Below are 25,586 nucleotides of genomic sequence, written 5' to 3'. Positions count from 1 at the left end.
CCGGTTCCGACCACTTGCCGCACCCCGATTTGGGGGCCCGATGGGCGGGGTGGTTGGCTTGCCCCAACCCTGAGAACGGATGTCCTGGAGGAACCCCATGGCGCAGGTCGAGGCCACTACGGAGCGGGTCGTCGCGGCGGACGCGGAGAAGGTGTTCGACGCCCTCGCCGACTACAGCGGCACCCGCGAGAGGCTGCTGCCCGAGCACTTCAGCGAGTACGAGGTGCGCGAGGGCGGCGACGGCGAGGGCACCCTCGTCCACTGGAAGCTGCAGGCCACCAGCAAGCGCGTGCGCGACTGCCTCCTGGAGGTGAGCGAACCCACCGACGGCGAGCTGGTCGAGAAGGACCGCAACTCCTCCATGGTCACCACCTGGCGGGTCACCCCGGCCGGTGAGGGCAGGTCCCGTGTCGTCGTCACCACCACCTGGCAGGGCGCGGGGGGCATCGGCGGCTTCTTCGAGAAGACGTTCGCCCCCAAGGGCCTCGGCCGGATCTACGACGACCTGCTCGGCCGGCTCGCCGCCGAGGTCGAGAAGTAGTCCGGCCGGGCAACTCGCCTCCCAGCGGCCCGCGTTGGCCGCGTCACCGGTTCGAGTGATCTCCGCACCGCCCCCCGTTCCGGCGTAACCCGGGGCCCTGTCCGTAGTTGTCGCTTTACGCGCGGAAACTGCGCGACAGTGCGACGAGGGAGAGGTCAAGTGGGCGGGATCACTCTGGCGCAGGACGAACCGGTCACGGCGCCACCGGAGTCCCGCGCCGCGCCCGCCGGGAGCACCGCCGTGCTCCCGGCCGGCCGCGAACCGCTCACCCCGCGCCGGGTCCGCCTGGTCTTCGTCGGCCTGATGCTCGCGCTGCTGCTGGCCGCCCTGGACCAGATGATCGTCGCCACCGCGCTCCCCAAGGTCGTCGGGGAGCTGCACGGCCTGGACAGGATGTCGTGGGCGATCACCGCCTACCTGCTCACCGCCACCGTGGGACTGCCCGTCTACGGCAAGCTCGGCGACCTGGTGGGCCGCAAGGGCGTCTTCCAGTTCGCCATCGCGGTCTTCGTCATCGGCTCCGCGCTGGCCGGCCGGGCGCAGACCATGGACCAGCTGATCGCCTTCCGCGCCGTGCAGGGACTCGGCGCGGGCGGCCTGATGATCGGCGTGCAGGCCATCATCGCGGACATCGTGCCGCCCCGGCAGCGCGGCCGGTTCATGGGACTCATCGGCGCCGCCTTCGGACTCGCCTCCGTCGCCGGACCCCTCCTCGGCGGCTACTTCACCGACCACCTCTCCTGGCGCTGGTGCTTCTACGTCAACGTGCCCTTCGGCCTGGTCACGCTGGTCGTCGTCACCGTCGTGCTCAAACTGCCCAGGCCGCGGACCAGGGCCCGCTTCGACATCCTGGGGACGCTGCTGCTCGGCACCGCCTCCACCTGCGCGGTGCTGCTGACCAGCTGGGGCGGCACCGAGTACGCCTGGGGATCGCACGTCATCCTCGGACTGGGCGCCGGTGCGGCCGTCGCGACCGTCCTCTTCGTCGTCGCCGAGCGCTTCGCCGCCGAGCCCCTCATCCCGCTGCGGCTCTTCCGCGACTCCGTCTTCACCGTCAGCGGCCTGGTCGGCCTGGTCATCGGCGTCGCCCTGTTCGGCGCGGCCAGCTACCTGCCCACCTTCCTGCAGATGGTCGACGGCGCGTCGGCCACCGAGTCCGGGCTGCTCATGCTGCCCATGATGGGCGGCATCGTCGTCGCCTCCATCGTCTCCGGGCAGCTCATCAGCCACACCGGCCGCTACAAGATCCACCCACTGCTCGGCAGCGCCCTGTCCGTCGTCGGCATGTGGCTGCTGTCCCGCATGCAGGTCGACACCTCCCGCCTCGAGTACAGCATCTGGATGGCCGTCCTCGGCGCCGGCATCGGCCTGGTGATGCCGGTCCTCGTCCTCGCCGTGCAGAACTCCGTGCGCCCCGCCGACCTCGGCACCGCGACCAGCGCCAACAACTACTTCCGCCAGATCGGCGGCAGCGTCGGCGCGGCCGTCTTCGGCACCCTGTTCGCCGACCGGCTCTCCGCCGCCCTGCGCGACCGCGTCCCCGCGCGCGCGGGCGCCGCCCTCCCCGACCCCGAGTCGATCACCCCGCAGGTGGTGCACGCGCTGCCGCCGGCCCTGCGCGACGCCTACATCCGGGCGTACGCGGACGCCATGCCGCGGATCTTCCTCTACCTGGTGCCGGTGCTCGCCCTCGGCCTGATCATCGCCTTCTTCCTCAAGGAGAAACCGCTGGTGTCCCACAACATCCCCGCCCCGACCGTCTTCGAGACCGAGCCGGCGCCCCTGAACCACACGGTGCCGCCGACCCGGGCGCCGTACCCGGCCGGCGTCCCCGTCTGCGGCACGGTGCAGCACGCGGACGGGACCGTCGTACCGCGCGCGGCGCTCACCCTGATCGACGTCGGCGGGCAGCAGATCGGGCGGGGCGCGAGCGGCGAGGACGGACGGTACGCGCTGTCCACGCCCGGCAGCGGCTCGTACGTCCTGATCGCCGCGGCCGGCGGGCACCAGCCGCAGGCCGTCTCCGTGACCGTCGGTGAGCGGCCCGTCGAACTCGACGTCGTCCTCGGCGGCGCCGGGCGCCTGGCGGGCAGCGTGTGCACCGCGGACGGCACGCCCGTGCGCGACGCCACCGTCACCCTCACCAACGTGCACGGCGAGGTCGTCGCCAGCACCCGCAGCGGGCGCGAGGGCGGCTACGTCATCACCGAACTGGTCGCGGGGGAGTACACCCTCGCCGCCAGCGCGCCCGCCTTCCGCCCGGCCGCGCTGCCCGTCAGCGTGCAGGCCGCCCGCGAGACCCGCCAGGACGTCGAACTGGCGGGCGGCGCCGTCCTGCGCGGCACCGTGCGGGCGGGCGGCGGACGGCCGGTCGAGGACGCGCGCGTGACGCTGCTCGACGCGGCGGGCAACGTCGTCGACACGCTCACCACCGGACCCGACGGAACGTTCCGGTTCGTGGACCTGTCCTCCGGCGAGTACACCGTCATCGCGGCCGGCTACCCGCCGGTCGCCACGGTGCTGCAGGTCGCGGGCGGCGGACGCACGGAACGCGACCTCCAGCTCGGCCACGAGGACTGAGCGGGGCCCGGCACGGGGCGCGGGAGCACGGGGCACACCGGTGAGCGGTGTGCCACGGCTGCGGGCCGTCCGGGGGCTGGTCCGCACGGGGCCCGCGCAGGGTCGTACCGGACCGCGCGGGGTGCTGTACCGGCCCGCCCGGACCGCGCGGGATCGCGGGGCCCAATTCCCGGGTTTGCCGCACATCGTGACCGGACCGCCCCGTACCGTGGTGGCCGAGGAACAGATCTTGCGGAGCCGTGGAGAGGGGCCTGGGCCATGGACCGTGGCACCGACGGGGACGCGCCTTCCGGTCACGCTGCCGGGAGCGGGGCCGGGGCGGCGCGGGCCGTGGCCGGACGGGTTCCGCTGGCCGTGGTCGTCGTCGACCAGGACGGCCTCGTGTCGCACTGGAGCACCGGCGCCCGGCGCATGTTCGCCACCGGCAAGGAGGACGCCATCGGCCGGCCCGCGGCCGACCTGCTGCCCGTCTCCGGCGCCCTGCCCGACGAGGGCGACCCGACCGGCACGACAGCCGCGGCCGAACGCCTCCCGCACCCGGAGTACGCCGCCCACGACGGGCTCGGGCCCGGCCTGGAGACCTCCCTCGACGGCCGTCTGTCCTACCCCGCCGCGGGCCGCGCCCGGCTCACCGTGCCCGGACGGGACCGGCTCGACGTCCTGTGGTGGGCGTACCCGCTGGTGGGTCCAGGCCCGGAGCGGCTGCTGGTGCTGGCGGCCGACGCGGACGCGCTGCGCCACGACACCGACGGCCGGGGCGAGGACGGCCATGGCGCCCGAGGGCGCGGCGAGGACGGCCAGGGCGCCGACGGCCGCGGCGAGGAAGGCCGCGGCGAGGACGGTCGCGGTGCGGGCGCCACCGGTGCCGTTCGCGGGACGGCGGCCGGGTTCGGCGCCTTCGAGCGCATCGCGCCCGCCTTCGCGCTGCACACCGACTTCCCCGGCGCCGAGGAACTCGCCCGCAGGCTGCCGGAGATCATGCCCGGCATGAGCGTGGGCGAGAGCGCCCGGATCGTCGCGCAGGTCCTCGAACTGGGCTACCCGGTCCTGGAGTTCAGCCAGAACGACCGGGTCCCCGTCACGCCCGACTGGGGTGTGCCCCGGCGGGCCGGGCGCAGGGCCCGCCGGGAGCGGGCCGCGCGGGCCGCCGCCCTGGGCCTGCCCGCGCCGCACGGGCCCGGCGAGGGGTTCGACGACGAGCCCGTCGACCTGGAGTACGCCGCCGTCCGGGAACGCCTGGAGTTCCTCAACGAGGTCAGCGGCCGGATCGGCACCTCGCTCGACCTCGCGCAGACCATCGTCGAGGTCAGCCGGGCCGTCGTCCCGCGCTTCACCGACGTCGCCGGCACCTATCTGCGCGAACAGGTCGTCGCGGGTGAGGGCTTCGCCGCGGGCGTGCCCGACACCACGACCATGTGGCACCGGGTGGCCCTGGAGCACACCGACGAACCCGGCCGCTGGGACGACGTGGTGCCGATCGGCGAGGCGATGCCCTTCCCCGCGCACACCCCCTTCTTCCAGTGCATGACGAGCGGGGAGCCCGTGCTCGTGCCCCGCATCAGCGAGGAGATGGGCCACGCCATCGCCTCGCAGTTCGAGAAGCGGGACATCCGGCCGCTGATCAGCCGGCGCTCCATGCTCGTCGTCCCGCTGAAGGCGCGTGACGTCGTGCTCGGCTTCATGATCCTGCTGCGCCACCCCGAGCGGGCCGAGTTCAACGACATGGACCGGGTCACCGGCGCCGAACTCGCAGCCCGGGCCGGGCTCGTGCTCGACAACGCACGCATGTACACGTACCAGGAGAGCGTCGCCGAGACCCTCCAGGACAGCATGCTGCCGCACATCCCGACCCGGATGACGGGCTGCGACATCGCCACCCGCTACCTGCCCGGCACCCTGCTCGGCCGGGTCGGCGGCGACTGGTTCGACTCGGTCAAGCTGCCCGGCGCCCGCACGGCGCTCGTCGTCGGCGACGTCATGGGGCACGGCCTCAACTCGGCGGCGATGATGGGGCAGTTGCGCACCGCCGTGCAGACCATGGCCGCGCTCGACCTGCCGCCCGCGCAGTTGCTGCGCAACCTCGACGACCTCGCCCAGCGGCTCGGCGACACCCACCTGGCGACCTGCCTCTACGCCGTCTACGACCCCGTCGCGGGCGAAGTGCACCTCGCGAACGCGGGCCACATCCCACCGGTCCTCGTACGCGCCGCGGACGGCCGCAGCGAGCTCCTTGACCTGCCCACGGGCGCGCCGATCGGCGTCGGCGGGGTGCCCTTCGAGGCGGTGCGCGTGCGGGTGGAGCCCGGCGACCGGCTCGTGATGTGCACCGACGGACTGGTCGAGGTGCGCGGCGAGGACATCGGGGCCGGCCTCGCCACGCTGTGCGCGTCCGCCGCGCATCCGGCCGCCTCCATGGACGACGCGTGCGACACGATCATCCGCGCCCTGAACCCGCGCGGGGGCCGCAAGGACGACGTGGCCCTGCTGATGGCACGCCTCAACGGCATCGCGCCGGACGACGTCGCCGAGTGGCGGCTCGCGCGCGCTCCGGCCGAGGTGGGGCGGGCCCGCGCGGTGCTCCGCGAGCAGCTGCACGCGTGGGGGCTGGAGCGGCTGGCCGACGCCGCGGAGCTGATGGTCAGCGAGCTGGTCACCAATGCCGTACGGCACTCCCGCGGGCGCCCCGTCGCGCTGCGGCTCGTCCGGGGCGACACCCTGCTGTGCGAGGTGGAGGACGACGACCACGACCTGCCCACGCTGCTGAGCGCCGGCCCCGCCGACGAGTACGGCCGCGGCCTCCGCGTCGTCAGCACCCTGGCCCGTGAGTGGGGCACCAGCCGCACGAGGACGGGCAAGACGGTCTGGTGCGAGCTGACGCTGCCCCCGCGCTGACAAGGGCCCGGGACCGCCCGAGGCGTACCCGCCCGGGTTCGAAGGTGCGGGTGCAGGGATCTTGCCCGGGGGAGAGGGGCGCGATAGACCGTTCTCGCCCGTCGCTCGCGACGGATCACCGCTGCACACTGGGGAGTTGGGCATGAGCGTGACGAGTCGGTACCGGCAGGCCTGGGAAGGTTTCTGGCGTGAGGCGCCGGACGGGCCCGGGGCGGTGTTCTGGGACGCCGCACCCGAGGTGACCGCCGGTCTGCACGTCCCGCTGTTCGCCCCGCACCTGGCCGACAGCGGACTGCCCCTGGTGGATCTCGGATGCGGCAACGGTACGCAGACCCGGTTCCTGGCCGGTCGCTTCCCGCGGGTCGTCGGCGCGGACATCGCCGCGGCGGCCGTGGGGCGCGCCCGGCACGCGGACCCAGCCGGGCGGGCCGCGTACCGGGTGCTGGACGCCGCCGACAAGGCCGAGGCACAGGCCCTGCACGCCGAGCTGGGTGACGTGAACGTCTACATGCGCGGCGTGCTGCACCAGTGCGAGCCGGACGACCGGCAGTCGCTCGTGGACGCGCTCGCCGTCCTGGTCGGCGAGCGCGGCCGCATCTTCCTGGTCGAGCTGTCCGAGGCCGCCCGGCCGGTGCTGGGCCGGCTGGCACAGGACCCGGCGGGGCCGCCGCCCAAGCTCGCCCCGGTCCTCCGGCACGGCATAGCCCCCGGCGAGGTGGCCGACGCCGCGGTGCCGCGATACCTCCGCTCGGCCGGCCTCACCGTCCTGGTGAGCGGTGAGGCCCCGCTCACCACCACGGAGTCCGCACCCGACGGCACCCGTATGGAACTGCCGTCCAGATGGCTGGTCGCGGCAGGCCGCGCGGCCTGACACCACCGCCCCCGGCGGCTGCTGCCGCCGCTCGAACGGCCGCGGTGCCTGCGACCGCCCACCGGCCCCCACGTCCCAGGGGCCCGCCCCGCCCCGGCCCAGCGTGTCAGAAGGGCGGCGTATTGTCGCATTGACGTAGTTTGCAGGAGGGGTGCGGAGAGGGGGTGCTCACTACAGCCTGTAGGGTTGCGTCCACCCCACCGCATCCCCCACCGTACAGAGACAAGAGGTGGCCGTGTCGAGCGTCGTGCCCGAGCCGGACGTCAGCGTTGTCGTCATCGTCTACAACGACGAAGAGCGACTTCCGGCGGCCGTTGGTTCCGTACTCGAGCAAACTCTGCGCAATGTCGAGGTCATCATCGCCGACGACTGCTCGACGGACGGCTCCTACGGGGTGGCGCAGGCGCTCGCCGCGGCCCACCCCGGCAGGGTCCGCGCGATCCGGCTCGCCGAGAACAGCGGCGGCTGCGGAGAGCCCCGCAACCAGGGCGTCAAGGTCGCCCGCGGCCGGTACGTGATGTTCCTGGACAGCGACGACACACTGGAGCGCAACGCCTGCCGCAACATGGTCGAGGCCGCTGACCGCAGCGACGCCGACCTCGTCTCCGGCCTGTGCGTGCGGGTGTACACCGACAACCGGCACGGCAAGCGCGTCGCCTGGTACCCCTGGCTGTACCGCAGCACCCGCACCCTCGACTCCGTCGCCGAGCTGCCGGACCTGTTCGTCTTCGACACCCTGTCGACCAACAAGTGCTACCGGCGCGAGTTCCTGCTCGACAACGACCTCGCCTTCCCCCGCGGCATCCACTACGAGGACCTGCTCTTCTCCGCCCAGGCCTACCTGGCGGCGCGGCGCATCACCCTCATCCCCAACACGGTCTACCACTGGAACGTCGTGGAGAAGACCGAGGCCAAGTCGATCAGCAACCGCCGCGGCGAGATCCGCAACTTCGCCGACCGGGTCGAGATCCACCGCCGCATCGACGCCCTTCTGGACCGCCAGGGACAGGAGAGGCTGAAGCTGTGGAAGGACATCAAGTTCCTCAAGCACGACCTCGTGCTCTACCTGCGGGAACTGCCCTTCCTCGACGACGACTACCGGCACGGTTTCGCCGAGCTGGCCCGCGGCTACGTGCAGGACTTCCCCGAGGCGGCCTACGCCGAACTGGACCGCGTCCACGCCATCTGCGCCCAGCTGCTGCTGCGCGAGGACTGGGCGGACCTGATGCCGGCCATCGACACCCTGATCAACCGGCACAAGATCGCCACGCCGCTGGTCGAGCGGGACGGCCGGATCTACTGGACCGACCGCTACCTCGACGACCCCGAGATGCGCGCCGTCCTGGACGTCACCCCCCTCGGCTACCACGCCAAGCGGCTGAACCAGATGTTCCTGCGCAACCAGCTCACCGAGTACGCGGCGCACGGCGGCGACGTACGGCTCGCCGGTGAGATCGTCAACCCGCTGCACACCATCGCCCCCGAGGCGAAGCTCACCGCCGAGCTGGAGTTCCGGGCCAGGCGGCGCAGCCTGCAGACCTTCCGCTTCCCGGTCTCCGCGCTCACCCACGAGGGCGACACGATCGCCTGGCGGGCCGAGGTGCCCCTGACCCGGCGCCTGCGCCCGCTCGGCATCATCGACGACGTCTGGGACGTCCGGCTGCACCTCACCGCGGACGGCGCGCTGACCACCAGCCGCCTCACCGTCGGCACCGTCGACCTGGAGCACGCCGAGGCCCTTCCCGTCCGGCCGCGGCTGACCCGGCTGATGGCCGACCGCATCGAGGCCCAGGTCTCCGCCAAGGGCCACCTCGCCTTCCGGCTCGCCCAGCACGGCCAGGCCGCCCGCACCGGCCGCGCCGCCGTGCAGCGCAACCTGCACGGCCGCCCCGCCCGCGCCGCCAAGGGCGCCTACCGCAAGCTGCGCGCCGTGCGCCGCGACCTGAACTCCGGCGCCCGCAAGCTCCAGGTCTACGACCGCATGCTGAGCAAGCTCCCGGTCCGCAAGGGCAGCGTCGTCTTCGAGAGCCACCTCGGCAAGCAGTACAGCGACAGCCCCCGCGCGATCTACGAGGAGCTGCGCCGCCGCGGCGTGCCCATCACCCCCGTCTGGTCCTACGCAGGCGACCGCCCCAAGGGCTTCCCCGAGGACGCCGAGCTGGTGCGCCGCTGGTCGTGGCGGTACCTGAAGGCGCTCGCCCAGGCCGAGTACTGGATCGACAACCAGGGCTACCCGCTGCGCCTGAACAAGCGCCCCGAGACGACGTACATCCAGACCTGGCACGGCTCGGCGCTCAAGCGGATGGGCTTCGACGAACCCACCCACCGGACGCAGTCCGAGCAGGAGCAGCTCGCCTACCAGCAGGCCCTGGACCGGTTCGACCACTTCGTGGTCCGCAGCGAGCACGACGTGCGCACCCTCGCCCGCGCCTACCGCATCCCCGAGCACAAGCTGCTGCGCACCGGCTACCCGCGCAACGACGCCCTCGTGCGCGCCCGCGAGTCCGACACGCCCGACCCGCAGGCGCGGCGGCTGGCCGAGCGCCTGGGCATCGACCCGGACAAGCGGGTGCTGCTGTACGCGCCGACGTTCCGCGCCCACCCCGACGGCCGTGTGCGGGACTTCGCGTTCCCCTTCGACGTCGAGGAGTACGCCGACCGCTTCGGCGACGACCACGTCCTGCTCGTCCGCGCGCACTACCTCAACCGGCTCACCCTGCCCCCCTCGATGGCCGGACGCGTCGTCGACGTCAGCGCGGAACCGGACATCACCCCGCTGATGCTGCTCGCCGACGCCCTGATCACCGACTACTCCTCGGTGATGTTCGACTACGCGCTGCTCCAGCGCCCCATCGTGTTCTACGTCCACGACTGGGAGGAGTACGCCGAGGACACCCGCGGCACGTACTTCGACCTGCTCGCCGAGGCGCCCGGCCCCGTGCCCCGCACCCCGGAGGACCTCTTCGCCGCGCTCGGCGACCTCACCGCCGTGCACACGACGTACGAGGCCCGGCTGAAGGAGTTCGTGGACAAGTACGGCGAGTACGACCGCGGGGACGCCGCGGCACAGATCGTGGACCGTTTCTTCGGCCCCGCGGGAGAGGCCCGATGACCCAGCGCGACATCTTCTTCGTGGCCAACGAGGTCGACGAACTCGGCGGTGTGGGCCGCTGGCAGGCCCAGCTCGCCACCCTGCTGGCCGGCCGCGGCCACCGGGTCACCATCGCCGGTATCGCACCGGCGGGGCACCCGATGGACCTCGGCGAGAACCCGCCGTTCAGGACGGTGACGCTCTACGCCCGCCGCCCGCCCGGCCGCCCGCGGCCGCGCCGCCTGCTCGGCTCCGCCGACCCCGCCCTGCGCCGCCACGACGCCCACATGCGCGCCGCCGCCGGACGCCTCACGGCACTGTTCCGCGCCGCCGCGCCCGGCGCCGTGATCATCGTCCCCCAGGTGTGGGCGATGGAGTGGGTAGCCCTCGCGGACACCGCCGGCCACACCCTCATCGGCATGACCCACGAGTCCTTCGAGACGGCCCGCAAGTCCTCCCGATTCGCCCGGGTGAAGAAGTACTACGCGGACGTCGACCGGCTCCTCGCCCTCACCCAGGAGGACGCCGACCGCTGGGTCGGCGAGGGGATGAACAACCTCGACTTCATGCCCAACCCGCTGCCCATCGAGCCCGGCACGCCGTCCCCGCGCACCGAGAAGGTGGTGGCGAGCATCGGCCGGCTCTCCCACGAGAAGGGCGTCGACCTGCTCCTGGACGCCTGGGCCGAGGCCGCGCCGCGGCAGCCCGGCTGGACCCTGCGGATCTACGGCAGGGGAGAGGCCGAGGCGCAGCTGCGCCGGCAGTGCGCGGAGCTGGGCATCGAGGACTCGGTGGACTTCGCCGGGCAGACCGACGACGTGCCCGGGGCGCTGCGCGCCTCCTCCGTCTTCGTCCAGTCCTCCCGCGGCGAGGGCTTCCCGCTCGTGCTGCTGGAGGCGATGGCGAGCGGGGTGCCGTGCGTGGCCTTCGACTGCGCGCCCGGCGTCCGCGAGATCGTCACCCACGACGAGGACGGACTGCTGGCCCGGCCCGGCAACACCCCCGAACTCGCCCGCCACCTCGTACGGTTGATGTCCGACGAGCGGCTGCGGGACACGATGGGCGAGCAGGCCCTGCGCAGCGTGCAGCGCTTCGACCCCGACACCATCACCCGCCGCTGGGAAGAGCTGTTCGACTTCCTGGAGCGGTGACGCGAGGATCCATCCGGCGTTGCCCGGGTACAGGTACGCCGACGACAGGCGGAGGACGGAGCGCGCATGACGGTGAGGCATTCCCGCGACGGTCACGGCAGCAGCCGTGACCTGGCGGTCAACCCGGTCTTCAGCCGGGAACCGCTGGAGATCCCGCGGTACGCGATGCCGCAGTCGGAGATGGACCCGGACACGGCCTACCAGATCGTCCACGACGAGCTGATGCTCGACGGCAACGCCCGGCAGAACCTGGCGACGTTCGTCTCCACCTGGGCCGAGCCGGAGGCCCGGCGGCTGATGGACGAGTGCGCCGAGAAGAACATGATCGACAAGGACGAGTATCCGCAGACCGCGGAACTCGAGACCCGGTGCGTCCACATGCTCGCCCGGCTCTGGCACGCCGAGGACCCCCGCCGCGCGGTGGGCTGCTCCACCATCGGCTCCAGCGAGGCGGCGATGCTGGGCGGTCTCGCGCTCAAGCGCCGCTGGCAGCACCGGCGCCGCGCCGAGGGCAAGCCGGCGGACCGGCCCAACCTGGTCATGGGCATCAACGTCCAGATCTGCTGGGAGAAGTTCGCCGACTACTTCGAGGTCGAGCCGCGCTACGTGCCGATGGAGGGGGACCGCTACCACCTCACCCCCGAGCAGGCGGTCGAGCTGTGCGACGAGAACACCATCGGGGTGGTCGCGGTCCTCGGCTCCACCTTCGACGGCAGCTACGAGCCCGTCGCCGACATCGTCGCCGCCCTGGACGACCTCCAGGCCCGCACCGGCCTGGACGTCCCCGTCCACGTCGACGGGGCGTCGGGTGCGATGATCGCCCCCTTCCTCGATCCTGACCTGGAGTGGGACTTCCGGCTGCCGCGGGTCGCCTCCATCAACACCTCGGGCCACAAGTACGGCCTGGTCATGCCCGGCGTCGGCTGGGCCCTGTGGCGGGACAAGGACGCCCTCCCCGACGACCTCGTCTTCCACGTCAACTACCTCGGCGGCGACATGCCGACCTTCGCGCTGAACTTCTCCCGGCCCGGCGCCCAGGTCGTCGCCCAGTACTACAACTTCCTGCGCCTGGGCTTCGACGGCTACCGGCGGGTCCAGCAGACCTGCCGCGACGTCGCCACCCGGCTCGCCGCCGAGATCGCACGGCTCGGCCCGTTCGAGCTGGTCACCGACGGCAGCGACCTCCCCGTCTTCGCCTTCCGGATGCGCGAGGGCACCGAACACTTCAGCGTCTTCGACGTCTCCGCCGCGCTGCGCGAGAACGGCTGGCTGGTGCCCGCGTACACCTTCCCGAAGAACCGCACCGATCTGGCCGTGCTGCGGGTCGTGGTGCGCAACGGCTTCAGCCACGACCTCGCCGATCTGCTCCTGGCCGACCTGCGCCGCGTCCTGCCCCGGCTGGACAAGCAGCACGAGCCGCACCGCAGCGCCGACGACGCCGGCGGGTTCGCCCACGGCGCCGAGACCAAGAACCCGCACAGCCCGGGCCGCGACTGACCCAGGAGGTCTCGATGTGCCGCCTGTTCGGCCTCAGCAGTGCCCCGCAGCGCACCCACGCCACCTTCTGGCTCCTCGACGCCCCCGACAGCCTCAGCCGGCAGAGCCGCCAGGACCCCGACGGCACGGGCCTCGGCTACTTCGCCCCGGACGGCACCCCGCGCGTGGACAAGGCCCCGATCGCCGCGTACGAGGACCGGGCCTTCGCCGAGGACGCCCGGCAGGCCGAGTCCGCCACCTTCCTCGCGCACATCCGCTACGCCTCGACGGGCGGCCTGGACCCCCGCAACACCCACCCGTTCGAGCAGGAGGGCCGGCTGTTCGCGCACAACGGGGTCATCGAGGACCTCGGCAGGCTCGACGAGCACCTGGGCGAGGACCGGTCACGGGTCAGGGGCGACACCGACTCCGAGCGGTTCTTCGCCCTCGTCACCCGCGAGATCCGCGACCACGGCGGCGACGTCGGCGCGGGCATCGCCGAGGCCGCTCGCTGGATCGCCGCGAACCTGCCCGTCTACGCCCTGAACCTCGTCCTGATCACCCCGGACGAACTGTGGGCGCTGCGCTACCCCGACACCCACGGGCTGTACGTGCTCCAGCGTCCGGCGGGCGGCCCGCACGGCGCCCGCCACCTCGACCACAGCGGCAGTGGCGGGCGGGTGCGGGTCCACTCGGCGAACCTGGCCGACCGGCCCGCCGTGGTGGTCGCCAGCGAACGCATGGACGACAACCCCGACTGGCGCCCCCTGGCACCGGGTGAACTCCTCCATGTAGGACCGGACTTGCGCACCACCGGACGCACGGTCCTGCCCGACCCTCCGGCGCACCGGCTCACCCTGGCCGATCTGCGCCCCGACGCCGCGGCGTCCCAGACGGCGTCCTGACCGTCCTGCGCCGCCGCCGGGGCGCCGGCGGCGGCCGGACGGCGTGTCAGACGCGGACGCCGAACTGGTAGGGCATGTTGCCCATCGGCTCGTAGCGCACGAAGGCGCCGCTGTGCGGGGCGTGCAGCACCATGCCCTTGCCCGCGTAGAGGCCGACGTGGTGCAGGTCGCCGAAGAAGAAGACCAGATCGCCGACCTGGAGTTGGCTCTGCGAGTAGATCCGCTGGCCGATGTTGGCCTGTGCCTCGGAGGTGCGCGGGATGGAGACGTTGGCCTGCGCGTACGCCCAGGAGGTCAGGCCCGAGCAGTCGAAGGAGGTCGGGCCGTTGTGGGCGTAGTCGTACGGGCTGCCGATCTTGCTCTGTGCGGCGGCGAACGCGGCGCCCGCGTGGCCGCTGCCCGGGGTTATCTTGCCCAGGTCCACGCGCTCGGTGCCGCGGGTGGCGCGGGTCTGCTCGGCCGCGGCGAGCTGCTGCTTCTCCTTGGCCGTGAGCGTGTTGAGGAGCTGCCGTGCCTCGGCGAGCCTGCCCTGGACTTCCTTCTTCTTGCTGCCCAGTTCGGTGCGGGTGGCCGCGAGGTCCTTGAGCTTCGCGGTGGCCTCGGCACGCTGCTGGGCGAGGCGGCGCTGCTTGTCCTGGATCTTCTTCAGCGCGTCGGCCTGCTGGCCGCTGACCTGGTCGAGCGTGGCGGCCTTGTCCAGGTAGTCGTCCGGGTGGGAGGAGAGGAAGAGCTGGAGGGCGGGGTCGATACCGCCGGAGCGGTACTGGCCGGCCGCCATCGCGCCGAGGCCGTCGCGCAGCTTGTTCAACTCCTGCTGGCCGCGGGCGACGTTGTCCTGGATGGTGGAGATCTCCCGCTGGAGCTTCTGCTGCTTCTCCTTGGCGCCGTTGTACTTCTCGGTGGCCTGCTCCGCCTGCTCGTAGAGCTTGTCGACCTTGGACTTGACCTCGTCCTTGCTCGGCTTCTCGCTCGGCGCCGCGTTGGCCGCCTGCGCGCTGATCGCCACAGCGGCGGCGGCCGCCGTGGTCAGCACGGTGACGCGGGTGCGGCTGGGCTTCTTCGGTCGACGGTGGGACGCCACGGAAGCGAACTCCTTCTTCTGGGTGAACTCCCGTTCGGGAGTTCGAGTTTAAACCTAGTGACCCTGGTGCCGTGGCGCCATGGCTTCGGGGAACTCGGCGTGCGGCAGTTCCGGGGCGCCGCGCCGGCGCGTAACGTGGCGCACCATGAAGATCCTCATCAGCGCCGACATGGAAGGCGCCACCGGTGTGACCTGGCCCGCCGACGTGCTGCCGGGGACACCGCAGTGGGAGCGGTGCCGGTCGATGTTCACGTCGGACGTGAACGCGGCCGTGCTCGGGTTCTTCGACGGCGGCGCGGACGAGGTCCTCATCAACGAGGCGCACTGGACCATGCGCAACCTGCTGCTTGAGGAGCTGGACGAGCGGGCGCAGATGCTCACCGGACGGCACAAGTCGCTCTCCATGGTGGAGGGCGTACAGCACGGTGACGTGGACGGCATCGCCTTCGTCGGCTACCACGCGGGCGCCGGCATGGAGGGCGTCCTCGCCCACACCTACCTCGCCAACTCCATCACGGGCGTGTGGGTGAACGACGTACGGGCCAGCGAGGGACTGCTCAACGCGCACGTGGCCGCCGAGTACGGCGTGCCCGTGGTCCTCGTCACCGGCGACGACGTGGCCTGCGAGGACGCGCTGGGGTACGCGCCCGGGGCACTGAAGGTCGCGGTGAAGGACCACGTGTCGCGCTACGCGGCGGTGTGCCGCACGCCGGCCCGTACCGCCGCCGACATCCGGGCGGCTGCCGAGCGGGCCGTGTCCCTGGCGGTCCGCGCCGAGCCCGTGGACGGCGGGCCGTTCACCGTGGCGGTGGAGTTCGACGCCGAGCACCTGGCCATGGCCGTCACCGTGGTGCCCGGCGTGGCCCGCGTCGGCGAGCGCAAGGTGGTCTGTACGAGCGCCACCATGTACGAGGCAATCCGCACGTTCAAGGCGGTCACCACGATCGCTTCGGCCGCCATCGAGGAGCAGTATGGCTGACGCGCAGGCACTGGACGAGGTCGTCCGGTTCACCTCCGACCTGATCCGGATCGACACGACCAACCGGGGCGGCGGCGACTGCCATGAGCGCCCGGCCGCCGAGTACGCCGCCGAGCAGCTCGCGTCGAGTGGTGTGGAACCGGTGCTCCTGGAGCGGACCCCGGGCCGGACCAACGTCGTCGCCCGGATCCCCGGCACCGACCCGTCCGCGCCCGCGCTGCTCGTCCACGGTCACCTGGACGTCGTGCCGGCGCAGGCCGCGGACTGGAGCGTGCACCCGTTCTCCGGCGAGGTCCGCGACGGCGTCGTCTGGGGCCGGGGCGCGGTCGACATGAAGAACATGGACGCGATGATCCTGGCGGTGGTCCGCTCCTGGGCCCGGCAGGGGCTCAGGCCGCGGCGGGACCTCGTCGTCGCGTTCACCGCCGACGAGGAGGCCAGCGCCGAGGACGGCTCCGGGTTCCTGGCCGACGAGCACGCCCACCTCTTCGAGGGCTGCACCGAGGGCATCAGCGAGTCCGGTGCGTACACCTTCCACGACGGCGCCGGCCGGCAGATCTACCCGATCGCCGCCGGGGAGCGCGGCACCGCCTGGCTGAAGCTGACCGCGCGGGGCCGGGCCGGGCACGGCTCCCGCGTCAACGCGGAGAACGCGGTGACCCGGCTCGCCGCCGCGATCGCCCGGATCGGCGCCCACCAGTGGCCCCTGCGGCTCACCCCGACGGTCCGCGCGGCCCTCACCGAACTGGCCGCCCTGTACGGCCTGGAGGCCGACCCGGACACCGTGGACGCGCTGCTCGACAAGCTGGGCCCGGCCGCCCGCCTGGTGGAGGCCACCCTGCGCAACAGCGCCAACCCGACGATGCTGGACGCCGGTTACAAGGTGAACGTCATCCCCGGGGAGGCCGTCGCCCACGTCGACGGACGGTATCTGCCCGGCGGGGAGGAGGAGTTCCGCGCGACCCTGGACCTGCTGACCGGCCCGGACGTGGACTGGGAGTTCCACCACCGCGAGGTGGCGATCCAGGCACCCGTGGACTCACCGACGTTTCGAGCGATGCGCACCGCCGTCCAGGAGTTCGCGCCCGAGGGTCACGTCGTGCCGTACTGCATGGCGGGCGGCACCGACGCCAAGCAGTTCTCGCGGCTCGGCATCACGGGCTACGGCTTCTCGCCGCTGAAGCTGCCCGAGGGCTTCGACTACGACGCCCTGTTCCACGGAGTCGACGAACGCGTCCCCGTGGAGGCACTGCACTTCGGTGTCCGCGTGCTCGACCGCTTCCTGCGGACGTCCTGAGCGAGTTGGGAGAGGGAAACAGTGGAGACCCTGCCGTACGGTTCCTGGCCCTCGCCGATCGACGCGGCCCTGGCCGCCGCGCACGACGGCAAGCCGGAGTTCGTGGGCTTCGTCGGCGACGAGGTGTGGTGGACCGAGCCACGGCCCGCCGAGGGCGGCAGGCGGGCGCTCGTACGGCGGCGCAATCAGGAGGTGGGGCGCGAAGCGCCTCCTGGGAAGGGCGGTGGCGGGCGACGGGCGGGCGGTACCGAGGAGACCGTCCTGCCGCCGCCGTGGAACGTGCGCAGCAGGGTCATCGAGTACGGCGGACGGCCCTGGACCGGGACCGTGGTGGACGGCGCGGTCCTGGTCGTCTTCGTGCACTTCGCCGACCAGCGGCTCTACCGCTACGAGCCCGGCGCCGGCGAACCGGTTCCGCTCACCCCCCTGTCCACGGTCGGCGGCGGACTGCGCTGGGCGGAGCCGCAGGTGCGGGCGGAGCGCGGTGAGGTCTGGTGCGTCATGGAGGAGTTCACCGGCGAGTCGCCCACCGACGTGCGTCGCGTGCCCGTCGCGGTACCGCTGGACGGCTCGGCGGCCAAGGACCGCGGCGCCGTGCGGGAACTGACCGGCGAGCGGCACCGCTTCGTGACCGGCCCCCGCCTCTCACCCGACGGGCGGCGGGCCGCGTGGCTGGCCTGGGACCACCCGAGGATGCCCTGGGACGGCACGGAACTCGTGGTCGCCGACGTCGACGGGGACGGGCGCCTCGCCGCCCCGCGCACCGTGGCCGGCGGCCCCGAGGAGTCCGTCGCCCAGGTCGAGTGGGCGGCCGACGGCTCCCTGCTGTACGCGAGCGACCGCGGCGGCTGGTGGAACCTCTACCGCGACGGGCACCCGCTCTGTCCCCGCGAGGAGGAGTTCGCCGGGCCGCTGTGGAAGCTCGGGCAGCGCTGGTTCGCACCCCTGGACAGCGGTCTCGTCGCCGTCGTGCACGGCCGGGGCGCCGCCGCCCTCGGCATCCTCGACCCGGAGACCGGCGAGGTCGTGGACGCGGCGGGCCCCTGGAGCGAGTTCGACGCCAGCCTCGCGGTGCACGGCGAGCGCGTCGTCGCCGTCGGCGCCGGACCGCGCGGCTCCCACGAGGTCGTCGAACTGGACACCCTCCCCCACGCTCGAACAACCTCGCGCGGGGGGAACCCCATCGGCCGGGCCCGGGTGATCGGCGCCGCCCACCACGACCCGGTCGACCCCGCGTACTACCCCGAGCCGCGGGTGCGCACCTTCACCGGCCCGGACGGCCGCGACGTGCACGCGCACATCCACCCGCCGCACCACCCCGGCTGCACCGCGCCCGAAGGGGAGCTGCCCCCCTACGTCGTGTGGGCGCACGGCGGGCCCACCAGCCGCTCCCCGCTCGTCCTGGACCTGGAGATCGCCTACTTCACCTCACGGGGCATCGGCGTCGCCGAGGTGAACTACGGGGGCTCGACCGGGTACGGCCGGGAGTACCGCGACCGGCTGCGCGAACAGTGGGGCGTCGTCGACGTCGAGGACTGCGCGGCCGTCGCGCTCGCCCTCGCCGACGAGGGCACCGCCGACCGGGACCGGCTCGCGATCCGCGGCGGCAGCGCGGGCGGCTGGACCACCGCGGCCTCCCTGACCGGCACCGACGTCTACGCCTGCGGCACCATCCTCTACCCGATCCTCGACCTGACGGCGTGGGGCTCGGGGGAGACCCACGACTTCGAGTCGCAGTACCTGGAGAGCCTGGTCGGCCCGCTCGCCGAGGTGCCCGGCCGGTACGCCGAGCGCTCGCCCGCCCAGCACGCCGACCGGATCACGGCGCCGTTCCTGCTGCTCCAGGGGCTGGACGACGTCATCTGCCCGCCCGCCCAGTGCGAACGCTTCCTGGACCGGCTCCAGGGGCGCGACGTGCCGCACGCCTACCTCACCTTCCAGGGCGAGGGACACGGCTTCCGGCGCGCCGACACCATGGTCCGCGCCCTGGAGGCGGAACTCTCCCTGTACGCCCAGGTGTTCGGCATCGAACCGGCCGGCGTCCCCACTCTGGAGCTGGGCACGTGAAGGAACTGCTGCGCCCCGCCCGGCTCGCCCCCGGCGCCAAGGTGGCCGTCGTCGCCCCCAGCGGACCCGTCCCCGAGGAGCGCCTCCAGGCCGGCCTCGACGTGCTGCGCGGCTGGGACCTGGACCCGGTCGCCGCACCCCATGTGCTCCACCGTCACGGCGAGTTCGCCTACCTGGCCGGAACGGACGCCGAGCGGGCCGCCGACCTCCAGCAGGCGTGGTGCGACCCGTCCGTGGACGCGGTGCTGTGCGCGCGGGGCGGCTACGGCGCGCAGCGCATGGCCGACCTGCTCGACTGGGAGGCGATGCGCGCGGCGGGACCGAAGGTGTTCGTCGGCTTCAGTGACATCACCGCGCTGCACGAGGCCTTCGCCGTCCGGCTGGGCCTGGTCACCCTGCACGGCCCGATGGCGGCGGGCGCCGACTTCGTCAAGAACGCCCGCGCCCAGGAGCACCTCCGGGCGACCCTGTTCGCGCCCGAGACGGTCCGCGTGATCACCTCGGGCGGCACGGCCCTGGTCCCCGGCCGGGCCAGGGGCGTCACGCTCGGCGGCTGCCTCGCCCTGCTCGCCTCCGACCTCGGCACCCCGCACGCGCGGCCCTCGGCGGCCGGTGGCCTGCTGTGCCTGGAGGACGTGGGCGAGGAGGCGTACCGTCTGGACCGCTACCTCACCCAACTGCTGCGCGCGGGCTGGCTGGAGCGGGTGCGCGGGGTGCTGCTGGGCTCGTGGGAGGAGTGCGGCGAGCCGGCCCGGGTGCGGGCCCTGCTCGCCGACCGGCTCGGCCCGCTGGGTGTGCCGGTCGCCGAGGACTTCGGCTTCGGGCACTGCGCGGGGGCGTCCACGATCCCCTTCGGTGTCGCCGCCGAACTGGACGCCGACGCGGGCACGTTGACGCTGGAGGCGCCTGCCCTGGGCTGAGAGGCGGTGCGCGGCCTCGTTCACTGAATCTGCGTCAAGAAACCTCCGTCGCGGTGATTGACGGGGCCTGACACGTGTCACACCATGACTTGCGGCCGGTACTTACTGGTCGGTAAGTCGGGTTGCCCTCAGTGTGGAGGTCTCGTGTCCCGTCGTGTGCCCAGAGCCCGCACCGCCCTCGTCCTCGCCCTCGCGGCCGCACTCGGCTCGCCCCTGGCCCTCACCGCCCCCGCGGCGGCCGGCGGCCGGTACGGCGTCACGCCGCTGAAGTTCACCGTCCGGGCGGGTGCGGGGACCTGCACCGTGGACGCCGACCTGTACCGGCCCGCCGGTGTCGACAGCGCCCACCCGGCGCCCGCCGTGCTCGCCACCAACGGGTTCGGCGGCAGCAAGGACGACGGCTCGACCGACGCCGTCGGCAAGGCCTTCGCCGCACGCGGATACGTCTCCCTCGTCTACTCCGGCCTCGGCTTCGGCGCGTCGGGCTGTCTGGTCTCCCTGGACGACCCCGCCGTCGACGGCCGCGCCGCCTCGCAACTCGTCGACTTCCTGGCCGGCCGACGCGCCGCCGACGACGGAACCCGCGCCGACTACGTCACCCAGGACGGCGCGGGAGACCCGCGCGTCGGCATGATCGGCGGCTCCTACGGCGGCGCCGTGCAACTGGCCACCGCCGCCGTCGACCACCGGGTCGACGCCCTCGTCCCGATGATCACCTGGAACGACCTCGCCTACTCCCTCGACCCGAACAACGCCGTCGGAGCCGGCGACGTGCCCGGCGCCTTCAAGTGGCAGTGGACCAACGGCTTCTACCTCATGGGCGAGAGCCAGCCGCTCACCCGGCCGGCCCTCGACCCCACCCGGATCAACTCCCTCACCTGCCTGCACTTCACCAGCCAGGCCTGCGACACCGTCCGCACCCTCGACTCGGGCCACTACCCCGAGGACGCCACCCGGCGCCTGCTCTCCTACGCGCGCGGCGTCTCCCCGGTCTCCTACCTCGACCGGGTGACGGCACCCACCCTGCTCGTCCAGGGCCAGGCCGACACCCTCTTCAACCTCAACGAGGCCACCGCGACCTACCGGACCCTGAAGGCCCAGGGCACCGAGACGAAGATGATCTGGCAGTCCTGGGGCCACAGCGGCGGCATGACCGACCCCGCCGCCGGTGAACTGAACCTCGCCCAGGGCAACCTGGAGACCAGCTACGTCGGCCGGCGCGTCCTCGCCTGGTTCGACCGCTACCTGCACCGCGACCGGAACACCGGCACCGGCCCCGACTTCGCCTACTACCGCGACTGGATCACCGACCCCGACCACACCTACGCGACCGCCGACCGCCTGCCCGCGTCCGGCCGGACCCTCTACCTCTCCGGCGACGGCACCCTCGTCGACCAGCCGGGCCAGGTCACCCGCGGCAGCCGCACCTACACCAACTGGCTGGTCCCCACGAGTCATTCGGAAAGCTCACTGGCGGGCGTCATCGGACTCCCCGACCCCGCGCCGTACGACGTCAAGGGCACGCACCTCGACTGGACGAGCGCGCCGCTGACGCAGGCCATGGACGTCGTGGGCGCGCCCCGCGCCACGCTCAAGGTCGTCTCCCCGAAGGCCGAACGCGCGCAGGGCTCGCCCGACGCCGCGGACCGGCTCGTCCTGTTCGCCAAGCTGTACGACGAGGCGCCCGACGGCACCCGGACCCTCGTGCACCGGCTGGTCGCACCCGTCCGTGTGCCCGACGCGACCAGCGCCTTCACGGTGACGCTGCCGGGCATCGTGCACCGCTTCGCCCAGGGGCACCGGCTGCGGTTCGTGATCGCGGCGAGCGACGACGCCTACTTCGGCAACCGCGGCATCAAGCCGGTCACCGTGGTCAGCTCCCCCGAGGACACCGGAACGCTGAGCCTGCCCGTCGTACCGGAGTGAGTCGCGGGACGGGAGTGAGCCGCGTTCCGGAGTGAGCCGCGCGCGCCTCGCATAGGGTGGCGGGCATGCCGCACACCGCATCCCGCTACCTCGCCGAGGGGCCCCGCGTGGGCATCCGTCACTTCACCCAGGACGACGGCCCCGAGTTCACCGCCCGGGTCCGGGAGAGCACCGGCCTGCACCGCCCGTGGCTGTTCCCGCCCGCCACGGCCGAGGCGTACACCGCCTACGCGCAGCGGCTGATCGACGGCCAGGACAGGGCCGGCTTCCTGGTCTGCGAGAAGGGCGGCCAGGGGGCGGCCGACAGCGCGGGGGCCGCGGCCGGCCCAGGCGAGGAGATCATCACCGGACCGGACGAAGGGCTCATCACCGGACCGGACGAAGGGCTCATCACCGGACCGGACGAGGGGCCCGGTGACGGACCGCGGGCGGGGGCCATCGCCGGTTACATCAACATCAACAACATCGTGCGGGGTGCCTTCCAGAGCGGCGCGCTCGGCTACGGCGCCTTCGCGCACGCGGCCGGGCGCGGACTGATGCGGGAGGCCCTCGGCCTCGTCATCGAGCACGCCTTCGGCCCGATGTGCCTGCACCGGCTGGAGATCAACGTCCAGCCGGGCAACACCGCCTCCATCGCCCTGGCCCGCTCCTGCGGCTTCCGCCTGGAGGGCTACTCCCCGGACATGCTCCACGTCGACGGGGCCTGGCGCGACCACCAGCGGTGGGCGCTCACCGCCGGGACGCGGACTTCCGGTTGACCTTCATCGTGTCCAGGTCGGTGACGGTGGAGCGCAGGTCGCGGAAACCGTGGCCGAGGCCGCGCAGGGCGCTCTCCGCCCGGTCCTCCGCGATCGCCGCCGCCATCTCCTCACCGTCCCGGGCGTCCGACACCACGACGAAGCGCATCGAGAAGTGCTTCAGCGGCGCCGCCTCGTAGGACAGCGACCCCTCCTCGGTGAACCGCATGCTCGTCATCCCGTGGTCCGCCGCCCCGGCGAGCAGCCGCGCCCGCGCCTCGTCACTCAGCCCGTCCCAGGTGCCCCGGACGATGACCCGGTAGGTGTGCTGCTCGCTCATCGGTGCTCGTACTCCTTCGCCACCGCACCGGCACGCCACCGCACCGGCGCATCGCCGCGGTCGTGGTCGAAGGACCGACTGTACGTCGTCCAGGGGACGCCGCCCACGGCATTTCCGCCCGGCGGCCCCGACGGCCCGCCGGGCGCCTTTGCGCAATCCTGACCGGCGGTGCCCCTGGTCAGCTCCCCGGTGACCGGGTTCCATGGTGATCGTGACGACGATCCGACGCGAGGTACTGACGCTCCCCTGCGCTCCCGTGGGCCCCGACAACCCGCTGCCCGCGCTGCGTCCGCTCGACGAGGCCCACCGCATCGAGGACCGGGACAAGGCGGGCCTGCCGCACGACATGGCCCGGCAGATCGGCTACGCCCCCCTGAACAGCCTGCTGCCCGCACGGATCCGCGACGGCTACGGCAGGACACGGCGACCCGCCGGGATCGACGCCCTCGTCCTGGAGAACGACCGGCTGCGCGCCACCGTGCTCCCCGGCCTCGGCGGCCGGATCGCCTCCCTCGTCCACAAGAGCACCGGCCGCGAACTCCTCTACCGCAACCCGGTGTTCCAGCCCGCCGACTTCGCTCTCAACGGCGCCTGGTTCTCCGGCGGCGTCGAATGGAACATCGGCGCCACCGGCCACACCACCCTTTCCTGCTCGCCCCTGCACGCCGCCCGCGTCCCCGCCCCGGACGGCGGCGTCATGCTGCGCCTGTGGGAGTGGGAGCGGCTGCGCGACCTGCCCTTCCAGGTGGACCTGTGGCTGCCGGAGGGCTCCGACTTCCTGCACGTCGGCGTCCGCGTCCGCAACCCGCACGAGCGGCCCGTCGCCACCTACTGGTGGTCCAACATCGCCGTACCCGAGGAACGCCGGGTGCTCGCTCCCGCCGAGGAAGCCTGGCACTTCGGCTACGACCGTCGCCTGACCCGGGTCCCGGTCCCCGTGCACGAGGGAACCGACCGCACCTACCCCCTCAACAGCACGTACGCCGCCGACTACTTCTACGAGGTGCCCGCGGAGCGGCGCCGCTGGATCGCCGCCCTCGACGAGGACGGCACCGGACTCGTGCAGACCTCCACCGACGTGCTGCGCGGTCGCAAGCTGTTCGTCTGGGGCTCCGGCCCCGGCGGACGCCGCTGGCAGCAGTGGCTCACCGAGCCCGGCACCGGCGGCTACTGCGAGATCCAGGCCGGACTTGCCCGCACCCAACTGGAGCACGTACGGATGGAGGCGGAGAGCGAGGTGGCGTGGCTGGAGTCCTACGGCCCGCTCGACGCGCCGCCCCCGGCGGGGGAGTGGGACACCGCGGTACGGCGCGCCGAGGAGCGGCTGGAGACCGTCCTGCCGCGCGCGGACGTCGAGGCCGCCTACGCCGCCTGGCAGCCGTACGCCGACGCGGAACCGGCCGAGATCCTGGCCACCGGGTCCGGCTGGGGCGCCCTCGAAGTGCTGCGCGCCGGCTGGAAACTGCCCGGCACGCCGTTTCCCGAGACGACGCTCGGCGCGGCGCAGGAACCCTGGCGGGAACTGCTGCGCACCGGCACCTTTCCCGAGCCGCGCCGGGTGAACCCGCCCGGGGAGACACTGGTCGCCCCGCACTGGCGTGACCTGCTGGAGACGGCGCCCGCCACGCCGCTCGCCGAGTACCACCTCGGTGTCGCCCAGTGGCACGCCGGTGACCGCGCGCAGGCCGTGCGCAGTTGGGAGCGGGCGCTCGGACTCGCGCCGTCGCTGTGGCCGTTGCTGCGCTGTCTGGCCGTCGCCGATCAGGAGTCCGGCCACCACGAGCGGGCCGCCGACCGGTACGCCGAGGCCTTCGACGACCTCTGCCACGAGCGGCGCGACCAGGGCGAACAGTGGAGTGCCGCCACCGCCGCGCTCGGCCGGGAGGCGATCGAGGCGCTGCTGCGGGCGGGCCGGGCGGCCGGCGCGCGCTCCGTGTGGGACCGGCTGTACCCCGAGATCCGTGAGCGCGGCCGGTTCCGGCTGCTCGAAGCGGAGCTGCTGCTCGCGGAGGGACACCGCGACCGGGCCCGGGCCGTCTTCGAGGACGGCTTCGAGGTCGCCGACCTGAGGGAGGGCGACGAGCGGATCGGCCGGGTGTGGGAGCGGGCCGTCGGCGGCCCGCTGCCGCAGCGCCACGACTTCCGGATGCGGCCCGCGTCGCGCTGAGTCCGGCGGTCGGCCCGTGTCGCGCTGAGTCCGGCGGTCGGTCCGCGTCGCGCTGAGTCCGGCGTTCGGCCCGCCGGCCGGTCGTGGGGGCCGCGCGGGCCGGCGGCCCCCGGCGGGTCGCGCGAGGGTCAGCCGCGGCGGTCCACGTACTCGTACACCGCGCCGTCCGGGTGCACGGCGATCAGATTGCGGCCCGCCGGTGTCGCGACCGGGCCCGCGACGACGCGGGCCCCCAGTTCGGTCAGCACCCGGTGGGCCTCGTCGACGTCCGCCACGGCGATGGTCGCCGCCACCTTGCGCAACACCTCCAACTCGGCCTCGGGGCCGCTCATCAGCAGAAAGCAGCCGACGGCCGCCACCTTCACCCCGCCGCGCTCGAACTGAAGGGCTTCGGTGCCCGCGAGTCGTTCGTAGAAGGGGACCGCGGTCTCCAGGTCGTCGACGCAGACGCGCAGGCTGGTTCCCAGAATCTCCATACGCCCGAGCCTAGTTGGGGGCAGTGCCGCACGGAGATCGTTCGCGGTGATCAGCGGGGCGGGCCTGGCGTACCGCTGCGGCGCGAGCG

The 25,586-nt window shown here is 73.1% G+C and carries 18 protein-coding genes; 15 read left to right on the top strand and 3 right to left on the bottom strand.

Going from position 1 to position 25,586, the window contains the following annotated elements; all coding sequences use genetic code 11:
• Positions 1-97: 97 nt before the first annotated feature.
• From AB0G56_RS06730 to AB0G56_RS06695, 8 genes are all read left to right on the top strand, one after another.
• Complete coding sequence (locus AB0G56_RS06730) at positions 98-541, top strand: SRPBCC family protein (RefSeq protein ID WP_360964717.1); 444 nt, start codon at positions 98-100, stop codon at positions 539-541.
• Between the two features lie 159 nt (positions 542-700).
• Positions 701-3,121: an MFS transporter gene (locus tag AB0G56_RS06725; RefSeq protein WP_360964714.1), complete on the top strand. Its 2,421-nt coding sequence runs from the start codon at positions 701-703 to the stop codon at positions 3,119-3,121.
• Positions 3,122-3,379: 258 nt separating this feature from the next.
• Complete coding sequence (locus AB0G56_RS06720; RefSeq protein ID WP_360964711.1) at positions 3,380-6,013, top strand: SpoIIE family protein phosphatase; 2,634 nt, start codon at positions 3,380-3,382, stop codon at positions 6,011-6,013.
• Between the two features lie 142 nt (positions 6,014-6,155).
• A complete protein-coding gene (locus AB0G56_RS06715) occupies positions 6,156-6,884 on the top strand; it encodes a class I SAM-dependent methyltransferase (RefSeq protein WP_360964708.1) in 729 nt (242 codons plus the stop codon).
• A 229-nt stretch (positions 6,885-7,113) separates the two neighbouring features.
• Entirely contained in the window at positions 7,114-9,996 is a 2,883-nt protein-coding gene (locus AB0G56_RS06710; protein WP_360964705.1) for a bifunctional glycosyltransferase family 2 protein/CDP-glycerol:glycerophosphate glycerophosphotransferase, read from the top strand.
• Entirely contained in the window at positions 9,993-11,126 is a 1,134-nt protein-coding gene (locus AB0G56_RS06705) for a glycosyltransferase (RefSeq protein ID WP_360964702.1), read from the top strand. Before AB0G56_RS06710 ends, AB0G56_RS06705 begins: the two co-directional genes overlap by 4 nt.
• A gap of 66 nt (positions 11,127-11,192) precedes the next feature.
• Positions 11,193-12,623, top strand: a complete 1,431-nt coding sequence (locus tag AB0G56_RS06700; protein ID WP_360964699.1) for a glutamate decarboxylase — start codon at positions 11,193-11,195, stop codon at positions 12,621-12,623.
• A gap of 14 nt (positions 12,624-12,637) precedes the next feature.
• Positions 12,638-13,507: a class II glutamine amidotransferase gene (locus tag AB0G56_RS06695; protein WP_360964697.1), complete on the top strand. Its 870-nt coding sequence runs from the start codon at positions 12,638-12,640 to the stop codon at positions 13,505-13,507.
• 46 nt (positions 13,508-13,553) lie between these two features.
• Here the strand turns inward: AB0G56_RS06695 and AB0G56_RS06690 are convergent, their stop codons facing one another.
• Positions 13,554-14,588: an NlpC/P60 family protein gene (locus AB0G56_RS06690; protein ID WP_360964694.1), complete on the bottom strand. Its 1,035-nt coding sequence runs from the start codon at positions 14,586-14,588 to the stop codon at positions 13,554-13,556.
• A 145-nt stretch (positions 14,589-14,733) separates the two neighbouring features.
• Between AB0G56_RS06690 and AB0G56_RS06685 the strand changes: the two genes are divergently transcribed.
• The 6 genes from AB0G56_RS06685 to AB0G56_RS06660 all read left to right on the top strand — a co-directional run bounded on the left by AB0G56_RS06685 (position 14,734) and on the right by AB0G56_RS06660 (position 22,535).
• Positions 14,734-15,567 (top strand): M55 family metallopeptidase, encoded by an 834-nt coding sequence (locus tag AB0G56_RS06685; RefSeq protein WP_360964691.1) that lies wholly within the window; start codon positions 14,734-14,736, stop codon positions 15,565-15,567.
• Complete coding sequence (locus tag AB0G56_RS06680; protein WP_360964688.1) at positions 15,560-16,864, top strand: M20/M25/M40 family metallo-hydrolase; 1,305 nt, start codon at positions 15,560-15,562, stop codon at positions 16,862-16,864. The genes AB0G56_RS06685 and AB0G56_RS06680 overlap by 8 nt, the downstream gene beginning before the upstream one ends.
• Before the next feature lie 21 nt (positions 16,865-16,885).
• Positions 16,886-18,931, top strand: a complete 2,046-nt coding sequence (locus AB0G56_RS06675; RefSeq protein WP_360964685.1) for an LpqB family beta-propeller domain-containing protein — start codon at positions 16,886-16,888, stop codon at positions 18,929-18,931.
• Positions 18,928-19,851: an LD-carboxypeptidase gene (locus tag AB0G56_RS06670; protein ID WP_360964682.1), complete on the top strand. Its 924-nt coding sequence runs from the start codon at positions 18,928-18,930 to the stop codon at positions 19,849-19,851. Before AB0G56_RS06675 ends, AB0G56_RS06670 begins: the two co-directional genes overlap by 4 nt.
• Positions 19,852-19,995: 144 nt before the next feature.
• Positions 19,996-21,777: a CocE/NonD family hydrolase gene (locus tag AB0G56_RS06665; protein WP_360964679.1), complete on the top strand. Its 1,782-nt coding sequence runs from the start codon at positions 19,996-19,998 to the stop codon at positions 21,775-21,777.
• Between the two features lie 65 nt (positions 21,778-21,842).
• The gene (locus AB0G56_RS06660) at positions 21,843-22,535 is read left to right on the top strand and encodes a GNAT family protein (protein WP_360964676.1); all 693 of its coding nucleotides are present in this window, start codon (positions 21,843-21,845) and stop codon (positions 22,533-22,535) included.
• On the opposite strand, the gene AB0G56_RS06655 is transcribed toward AB0G56_RS06660, so the two are convergent.
• The gene (locus tag AB0G56_RS06655) at positions 22,507-22,854 is read right to left on the bottom strand and encodes a DUF6204 family protein (protein ID WP_360964674.1); all 348 of its coding nucleotides are present in this window, start codon (positions 22,852-22,854) and stop codon (positions 22,507-22,509) included. The two genes, AB0G56_RS06660 and AB0G56_RS06655, sit on opposite strands and share 29 nt — an antisense overlap.
• A 202-nt stretch (positions 22,855-23,056) precedes the next feature.
• Between AB0G56_RS06655 and AB0G56_RS06650 the strand changes: the two genes are divergently transcribed.
• Entirely contained in the window at positions 23,057-25,021 is a 1,965-nt protein-coding gene (locus AB0G56_RS06650; protein ID WP_360964671.1) for a DUF5107 domain-containing protein, read from the top strand.
• A 128-nt stretch (positions 25,022-25,149) separates the two neighbouring features.
• Here AB0G56_RS06650 and AB0G56_RS06645 read toward each other — a convergent pair whose 3' ends face one another.
• Positions 25,150-25,497 carry a VOC family protein gene (locus tag AB0G56_RS06645; RefSeq protein ID WP_360964668.1) on the bottom strand — a complete coding sequence of 116 codons (348 nt, stop codon included), beginning with the start codon at positions 25,495-25,497 and terminating at the stop codon, positions 25,150-25,152.
• Between the last annotated feature and the right edge of the window lie 89 nt (positions 25,498-25,586).

It is taken from the genome of Streptomyces sp. NPDC021356, assembly GCF_040641015.1.
In the GTDB taxonomy this organism is placed as follows: Bacteria; Actinomycetota; Actinomycetes; order Streptomycetales; family Streptomycetaceae; genus Streptomyces.
This window is presented reverse-complemented; position numbering and strand designations above follow the sequence as displayed.

Excerpts from the sequence above, each read along its gene's own strand:
- AB0G56_RS06730 (WP_360964717.1), top strand. The coding sequence starts at position 98 with ATGGCGCAGGTCGAGGCCACTACGGAGCGGGTCGTCGCGGCGGACGCG.
- AB0G56_RS06720 (WP_360964711.1), top strand. The coding sequence starts at position 3,380 with ATGGACCGTGGCACCGACGGGGACGCGCCTTCCGGTCACGCTGCCGGG.
- AB0G56_RS06715 (WP_360964708.1), top strand. The coding sequence starts at position 6,156 with ATGAGCGTGACGAGTCGGTACCGGCAGGCCTGGGAAGGTTTCTGGCGT.
- AB0G56_RS06705 (WP_360964702.1), top strand. The coding sequence starts at position 9,993 with ATGACCCAGCGCGACATCTTCTTCGTGGCCAACGAGGTCGACGAACTC.
- AB0G56_RS06700 (WP_360964699.1), top strand. The coding sequence starts at position 11,193 with ATGACGGTGAGGCATTCCCGCGACGGTCACGGCAGCAGCCGTGACCTG.
- AB0G56_RS06695 (WP_360964697.1), top strand. The coding sequence starts at position 12,638 with ATGTGCCGCCTGTTCGGCCTCAGCAGTGCCCCGCAGCGCACCCACGCC.
- AB0G56_RS06685 (WP_360964691.1), top strand. The coding sequence starts at position 14,734 with ATGAAGATCCTCATCAGCGCCGACATGGAAGGCGCCACCGGTGTGACC.
- AB0G56_RS06680 (WP_360964688.1), top strand. The coding sequence starts at position 15,560 with ATGGCTGACGCGCAGGCACTGGACGAGGTCGTCCGGTTCACCTCCGAC.
- AB0G56_RS06660 (WP_360964676.1), top strand. The coding sequence starts at position 21,843 with ATGCCGCACACCGCATCCCGCTACCTCGCCGAGGGGCCCCGCGTGGGC.
- AB0G56_RS06655 (WP_360964674.1), bottom strand. The coding sequence starts at position 22,854 with ATGAGCGAGCAGCACACCTACCGGGTCATCGTCCGGGGCACCTGGGAC.
- AB0G56_RS06650 (WP_360964671.1), top strand. The coding sequence starts at position 23,057 with ATGGTGATCGTGACGACGATCCGACGCGAGGTACTGACGCTCCCCTGC.
- AB0G56_RS06645 (WP_360964668.1), bottom strand. The coding sequence starts at position 25,497 with ATGGAGATTCTGGGAACCAGCCTGCGCGTCTGCGTCGACGACCTGGAG.